The 7,477-nt window shown below is 51.4% G+C and carries 6 protein-coding genes; 2 read left to right on the top strand and 4 right to left on the bottom strand.

Annotated elements, in window-relative coordinates; genetic code table 11:
* Window positions 1-1,293 (bottom strand): hypothetical protein (locus BUB72_RS18420; RefSeq protein ID WP_139250734.1); only part of this gene is annotated, 1,293 nt, incomplete at its 3' end.
* Window positions 1,294-1,607: 314 nt separating this feature from the next.
* On the opposite strand from BUB72_RS18420, the gene BUB72_RS18415 reads away from it, so the two are divergent.
* Both BUB72_RS18415 and BUB72_RS18410 read left to right on the top strand, forming a co-directional pair.
* Window positions 1,608-2,849, top strand: coding sequence for a hypothetical protein (locus BUB72_RS18415; protein ID WP_073146470.1), 1,242 nt, complete (start codon window positions 1,608-1,610; stop codon window positions 2,847-2,849).
* Entirely contained in the window at window positions 2,846-3,379 is a 534-nt protein-coding gene (locus BUB72_RS18410) for a gamma-glutamylcyclotransferase family protein (protein ID WP_073146468.1), read from the top strand. Before BUB72_RS18415 ends, BUB72_RS18410 begins: the two co-directional genes overlap by 4 nt.
* A gap of 360 nt (window positions 3,380-3,739) precedes the next feature.
* Here the strand turns inward: BUB72_RS18410 and BUB72_RS18405 are convergent, their stop codons facing one another.
* The 3 genes from BUB72_RS18405 to BUB72_RS18720 all read right to left on the bottom strand — a co-directional run bounded on the left by BUB72_RS18405 (window position 3,740) and on the right by BUB72_RS18720 (window position 7,279).
* Window positions 3,740-4,549 (bottom strand): hypothetical protein, encoded by an 810-nt coding sequence (locus BUB72_RS18405; RefSeq protein WP_073146465.1) that lies wholly within the window; start codon window positions 4,547-4,549, stop codon window positions 3,740-3,742.
* 59 nt (window positions 4,550-4,608) lie between these two features.
* Window positions 4,609-6,333, bottom strand: a complete 1,725-nt coding sequence (locus BUB72_RS18400) for an AIPR family protein (RefSeq protein ID WP_073146462.1) — start codon at window positions 6,331-6,333, stop codon at window positions 4,609-4,611.
* 244 nt (window positions 6,334-6,577) lie between these two features.
* Window positions 6,578-7,279 carry a hypothetical protein gene (locus BUB72_RS18720; protein WP_139250733.1) on the bottom strand — a complete coding sequence of 234 codons (702 nt, stop codon included), beginning with the start codon at window positions 7,277-7,279 and terminating at the stop codon, window positions 6,578-6,580.
* Window positions 7,280-7,477: the final 198 nt, after the last annotated feature.

Genomic DNA, 7,477 nt, shown 5'->3' with positions numbered 1-7,477 from the left:
GACGAGGAGGCGAGAGCGGGTGTAGTCCACGACGAAGCTATCGTGAATGCAGAGAACTGGGACGTTAGAGTGGGTCATTCTCCTGATCACGAACTCCGCGATCCGGCTATCTGTATTCATCAACTTGATCCCTCGGTCCGAGCAGAGCGCCTCCGCAAGGTGGGGGTTCTTCTCGATAAAGGCGTCCAGAACCTTCGATAGCTCGGCATCCTTCATCGACTTCTCGACCGACCCTGTCGGCTGATCCTGCCTGAACGCAAGGCAAGCAGCGCGGCGGTTCTTCGCGTTGAAGGCCATGAGAACCAGTAGCTTCACCGAGGCACGTTGCTCTCGCGCGCCCATCTCAGGAAGTAATCCTTGGTCCAGTGTGTAGGGGTCACCTTCGATCACCACCCCTTGCTCTGCCGATAGCACCGCAACGTGGAGGGCTTGATAGTCGATCTCTATCGTCGGGGTGTCGTTGATGTGGATGCGCTTTCGAACTTCGGAATCTACGTGCTGCCACCACCCTCCGAAGAAGCGCCCCCCACAGTCGAAGGACCCTCGATTGAATATCCTCCGGACGAAGTTCTCTTGGGTGGCGATGGGGACTTTGGTGGCTTCGCCTGCGTTCCGCCCCGTCTTGACCTTCCTCTCCACGAAGGGCTGATCGTAGGTCGGGATGTCAATGAAGGTCTGGGCCAGTAGCTTGTTATAGTCCTGTAGCACTGCTCGCATTGAGATAGTTCGATCATCGTCCTCGTAGGGCACCTCCCGCCCCTTGGCCCCCGTAAGGTCGTCGGTGTTCTTCAGGATGATGCATTCACGGTCAGGAACCAGCCAGATGTGCTCCCGCCCGAACTTTGCCTCTCGGAACATCTCCTTCAGGGGTTCCTCGGCCCGTATCCTTGCCGTTCGATTGGTTGCTGCTCCGGGGGCCGTGAAGCTTCCCTTCGAGAGCTGGATCAACCCCACTTCACTGAGACGGTGGACGAAGTCAGGGATGATCTTGGAGAGGTGCAGGGCATTATACCGCGAACCCGTCTTCCAAGCGTTGGCGGAGAGATGAACGCCGATGCTGAGGTCAGGGTCAGTCTGCCAAGCCACGTAGAGGTCGAGGAGGATCACTCGGAGCTGGTCGCGGTGCTTCCTCTTGGCCTTAGCGCCTGACTTTACTTGCTCCTTCGCCGCGTAGTCCCCGAAGTGTTCTTCCCAGATACTATCGACGAACCCCGCAACCTCGGGATGGTCCGACCAACGGTGAACATCAATCGGGCGGGAACGTTTCGGGTCGAGTGGGTCTTCAAGTTCCATGTAGGTGCCTCGGCAGAACTTTTGGTTAGCTCCTAACTAGGACTTCAAGCTGCTAAACTCCACTGTTCCTCCTTATGTTAGTGCATCCAAGATGGTCAGAGTTTCGCGGTGCTCGCCTGCATTCCAGCTCATTCTAACGGCCCAGAGCCGACGTTGAGTACAGTCTCCCAGTGCTGCGCTCGCAGCCCTCTTTCCGGACATTCGCAGCCAATACGATTTCTGGAAGATTATGGGCTTGTGCTGTTTGCAAATACCTTGTTTTTACGAAGTTTTCTGATTAGTGCAGACAAGCGAAGAAACCTGATTGGCGAGAGATGAAAGTATTTTGGTCCTGGCAGAACGACAATGAGCCCGAATCCAACCGACATTTCATCCGCAGTGCGCTCGATGAAGCGGTGAAGCAGGCCGGTGAAGAACTCGGCCTTGAACCCGCCGAGCGCCCCGAACTTGACCACGACACCAAGAACACGCCGGGCATGGCGGACATTACCAGCACGATCCTGAAGAAGATCAACGAGTCCGCGGTGTTCGTGGCCGACCTCACCCCGATCGGCGAGACCAACGGCGGCAAGGCGCTGCCGAACCCGAACGTCATGATAGAATTGGGCTGGGCACTCAAATCACTTGGCCCCGACCGTATCATCGCCGTCATGAACATCCATAACGGGTACACCCCAGACGATCTGCCATTCGACATCCGGCACCGCAGGGCAATGACCTACGAACTCGGCCCAAGTGGATCAAAAGCCGATCGCGCCAAGATTAGAAAGAGACTGACAACCGAACTCACCGAAGCGCTGAAAACCAATCTCGGCCGGTATGTGGAAGAGCTGGCAGAAGCCGCCAGCTTCGAAGCAGTTCCCGCCAAGGAGGGAGACACTTCGGTGTGGGCGAGTTACGGAGGCGAGGTCGATTTTGTTGATACAATGGATATCAGCCGCCGCGTCGCCGCGATAGATGGGCCGCGTGGATACATCCGGATCATCCCCGCAGGATGGAAAGAGGAGATTCCTTCCGTATCACAAATCCAGAACGCAAAAGACGGGCAAGAAGTCTGGCCGGTGGCCGAAGGCTCTTCTGGCGGAGACTATGGGCCATGCGAGGAAGGCTTCGTCCGATTCTGGCATACAGGTAATGACGAAACCGCGAACATAAGCATGTGGTTCGACGAAACGGGGGAATTCTGGATCACACACGGTACGGCCATCGCCGCATGGAAGGACGGAAAGAAAATGCTGCGCATTGACTCGCTATTGCGTGGCTGGCGCAACAATCTAAGGAGCGCCATGAAGGCCCTCGATCAGCACGGCGCTCTTGCGGCACGACGCGTTGAGGCAGGATTGATCGACATCAAGGGAACGATGTGGCCGGCAACAATGCTGAGCTACTCGGTACCCGCACGCAAACCAAAGACGATCATGCAAAGGCAGCAGCGAGACTGGAGCGAAGAGGCCCAATTGCAATTCTTGACTGACGCCTACAACAAGATCAGGGACAACTTCGCGCTGCCACATGAAGATCAGACTGCTTTGAAAAAGATCACTGGAGACAAATGAGCTTTCTCTATTTCGCATACGGATCGAACATGTTGAGCAGCCGCCTGATCGCCCGCTGTCCCAGTGCCAGAGTGATCAGCGCTGCCATCGCCGACAACCATGCTCTGAAGTTCTCGAAGAAGAGTAATGACGGTTCGGGAAAAGCGACTTTGGTCAGTCAGAGTACTGCGATCCACACGCCCGGCGTCCTGTTCGAGATCGACGCAGACGAACGCGAGGAACTCGACAAGTTTGAGGGCGCGGGGAAGGGCTATGACCGGATTGATGAATTCAGTATTACAACGAGTGACGAGACCATCAACGCAACCACATACCTCGCCTCTACGACGCAGAACGACCTGCTCCCGTTCGATTGGTATCTTGCCCTAGTGATCGCCGGTGCCCTCGAACACAAGTTGGGTGACGATCACCATTCCCTGCTTCGCGGCATCGCACACATCGTCGATGAAGACGTGACGCGTAAGACCCGTACCGCAGCGCTCAAAGCGCTGGCCGATCACGGTCACCACGATCACATAACCCTGCTCTAGTGTGGATTATCGCAACAGAGATGTTCACCATCGCGAGGGATCGGGGCCGAATGTGAAAGACGCGTTCCTTATACGACCTAAATGGCCATGAGAGAGTAGCGCTTTTCGCGCTTTCTGGAGGCGTCAGTGCCGCCTTGAACGTTTCGACAAACCCGGTGTCTGATACGCTGATCTTCGGCCCATAGCAGACACTCAGCCAGTGTCTTCGATGCTGCGATTCCAGTCCGCATTCCGGCCATTAGCTGCAAGCGCGAAAGCCTAGCTTAACTGAACGTGCTCAGTGACCGGTTCGATAGACTTGCCACTGCGTTCGACAATTCCCGGACAACCAGGCAATCAGCATGCCGACGCGCTCGGCACTTAATGAGCGGCCAAGTCGTCAAGCCTTTCGATCGTGAGGATTCTTTCTGGCGGTGTTGCGACCCGCTCCATTACACAGCAATCAGTTCGTAGTTTCTCGATGTCAAAGCCTGGATTTGCTGCCTTAAACGCCCAAGAATTGAGGAACGTTCGCGCGGTCCCTGGGATTTCGCCCATGCCAACAACGTCGGAATAGGTGAAGTGCGGATGAGCGCCTTGAATGAGCTGTTCGCCGCTGATGGAGACATGAACAAGCACTGGAACAGTCTCTGAGCTGAGTAACTCAAGCCCTGATTGGTCGCCAAATAACCTTTGCACAACGTGCTGATCAAACTCTGATCCGTGGGTCAAATAATGGTCAAAACCGTTTACGAGACCTGACCTGGAGAGGCTAAAATGGACCTGTCCTTGTCTTCTACCTTGCTTTTCCTTGGGACCAACGTCTTCAATCACTTCAAGAAGTTTATCTTCTACAGAAGCCCATCTGCGATGGCGCCCGAGAATTTCTCTAAGGCGTTGTTCACGGTCAGCGGCTACTAGAGGGCGCAGCCCTTTTTGTTGCACTGAGAGAATTTCTTCGGAGAGCAATCTAGTCCCATGGAAGACGCAAAATTCTTGTGCCAAGAGCCAGCCCTGAATTTCGTGCGAAACGGTTGTGATATCCGAACGGCTGACCACAAAGTCACCCGCATCTTCGATAAATTCGAAATTTGATGATGACAGATCGTTTAGGGCTTCCTCGCCTACTAGGCGGACCAATAGGTCGCCGAAAGACTTCTCCCAAGTTTGAAATTTATCGTAGTAAATCATGATGTCTTTGGTGATATTTGATTTTTCCAGCCAATCCGGGCCTATACTGTTCTAACGGGTCATTCATCGACGAGGCCATCGATTTGGCGTTGAAGGTGTTGGTTAATATTCTGTTGTGACTGAGCCTTTTTGAAGTAGTTGTTCAGATTGATGAGACTCTCGTTGTTCTGATTAACTACCTCTGAAAGAATGACGTTTGCCCGAGCATATGCAGTCTCAAGAAGATCGTTTTCCTCCCGCGCAACTGCCATGGCTTTAGCCTCATCGCGAGGATCCATTTCTAACTCGTTTATTAAGACCCACCACACAATCCGACAAATATGGAAGACTCCATAATTTAAAATGTTTCGTGAAGGATCTTCTGGCGCGAGCTCTCTATATGCTCTTCTCCCTCGAGTTTCCGCGAACCTGTAGATCTCATGGGCAGCCGCAAGCTGCCATGGCTGTGCCTTTCCGTAGATGTCATTATAAAATTCTGGGGAATACACTTTATACTTTTGAGCGCGGCTTACGGTAGGTTGGTTCTTGAAAATCGCCAGATAGGCTTGGCCGGCTTTTTCCAAGCCAATCACTTCAGATTTAGGTACACCTGCACTTTTTGCTTCTCCCCTTTTCCTTTCGTAAAAAAGGCCGAAGTCTTCGCTGATCTTCCGCTGAATAAGTTCCTGTATCTCGTCGTTTGCATGAAGATCACGGGAGCCGATTGAGTTCTGGTTGTTAGTCGCGATGACTACGTTATTTACAAACTCGACATCATTCGACTCGTATATCTTAACTTGAACTTTTACGTTTTCTTGTAAGCTGTCATCCTCAAATGCGGATCGTAAAGATGAAGTTGTCTGACAACCGTTGATAATCTGCACTTTCTCGACACGAACTGAGGGCGCATCAGGGTCTCGCACCATTGATAAGCTATCGCAGACCATGGTTACCCCGTTGTTCATGTACCAAAAACTATCTGATTTATCGTCGCTTGTTGCAGTTCCATAAATCGATTTGTTCACTTGCCCGCCGAGGCCCAGATTTCCCCTGACATTCGCGTCAAAGATAGCATCTCGTGGTTCCGTCTGAGCGAGCTTCGCAAGATCGCTTCCTTTGACTGTGCAGAGAACACTTCTGACCCCTCCGGTATCGAATTCGACGATCGAAGGTCGGTTTGCATCATATACAATCGGTATGTCCGCATCGATCTGACGCGCCCTGTTTCTCCTCAGATTGTTTATTCGATCGAGCTCATTGACTCCAATAAAGTGAAAATCAAAGCTCGAGAAAACCCCACTGTCCGAAAATTCTCGCAGAATATTGCCTTCGTTGGCTGTTGCTTCCTCGGCTATGTCAGCTTCGTCACCTAGCGTTACAAAGTAGCAAGATACGCTGACGCTATTGTTGCCATACTGCCTGATCAACTGCCTCGCGTTTTCAATCTTCTCCACCAATTTTGCGTTTGGATTAGTTTCGTAATCAGCTTTTCTGGCTAGAAATATGAATTCTAGGCCGGTCTTCATCAGCGAAACTGTGTTCGCGGAAAAACCCTGAGTATTTTTGACCTGAATTAGGCGAATATGAACGGATTGACTGCTGTCATCGACTTCGATCTTAAAAATATCGATTTGACGTTCACCAGCCCCATCAACCAACTCGTCCTCTGGTACTTCATCGAGATCAACATCGAACAAGACGGAATAAAACCAATACATGAACGCGTCATCTTCACTAATGTTCAGTTCAGACGCAGCGTTCTGTATGGAGTCAGATATAAAACCGCGTTTGATGACTATGCTCATTAGATTCAATCCCTCTTCATCCAACCGAAAAAATTTGCTTTTACGTTGATCTGTTTAGCCCAACTCTAAGCTTCGGCTCACTCATCACAAGCCAAATTCTTGAAATGGAATGTCTGCTCTTCTTTGACATGAACCCGTCGACTGCTCACGCAGCGAACTTCCGCTTTCCGCCCTTCACCGAAATTGGTCCGACGAACCAACACCACGAACTAGCGCACTTCATCTGCATCAATGTAAGCGCTGCTCAAAGCATCAAATGCTTAGAGTTTTTCGGCCAAAACGTGTTTTTCCGGCCATTTGCCAAGACTTCCCAAGTGTAGACTTGATAGCCGCGCTTTGATCCAACTTCGGGAAAAGGCGAGCTTCGGCGAGTAGAAAGGAATTCTGGAAATTCATGATCTTGGTAGTTCTTGAAGACTTTCTTGAGTGTTGGCCTACGAAAGATGTCGATTGGTGCCAAATAGGTGCGATGAATTGCGTTCTTATTAACATTCAAAAGAGGCTTTTTGTGTCCCGAAGCGGCCGCGTTGATAAAACCGGCAGCATTGAAAAGCTTCGCCATCCTGTCCTTTTTTCCGGCCAAGATAAAGAAGCAACGCGCACCAAATTGAAAATTTACCATCTCTAGCCTGATCAGGTCCCAAATTATTGATTGTATGCTCGGAATACTATCGCCAACCCACTTTGTCTCAACGGCTAGGGATACTTCCGGGTAGTTTTCACAAACAACGAAATCTATTTCAGGAGGTCGCCCAGGCCCCGTAGACAGATTGGCAAGCACCGGATGCTTGAACTCTGCATGTGTCCGGCTTGAGCTTCGGGCTGTTAGAATTTGCCCGACGGGAGTTGCCAGGTATTTTTCACTAAAAAGCTCACTTCGCCCGCAAGCATGTTCGTAGTGAAGCCAAGCGCCAATACCTTGGGTCAAAACCTTAGCATAATCCAAAGCTAGATCCTCTATGCTATGTCCTAGTCAACATCTACAACCGTTCGATTCTGACAGTTTCATGACTATTTGGAAAGACTGGAGAAGGAGTAGCTGCTGTGTAGCAAGTTCAACGACGTCATCTTGGACCGAAAGCCTGCTTTCTCGATTAATGTGGGCGCATTACGCAGCCACAGCGAATGTCTGGAATCCGCCCGA

Origin of the sequence: Litoreibacter ascidiaceicola (assembly GCF_900129235.1) — a bacterium.
Taxonomy (GTDB): Bacteria; Pseudomonadota; Alphaproteobacteria; order Rhodobacterales; family Rhodobacteraceae; genus Litoreibacter; species Litoreibacter ascidiaceicola.
The sequence above is the reverse complement of the archived record's forward strand: the minus strand, read 5'-3'. Positions and strand labels throughout refer to the sequence as shown.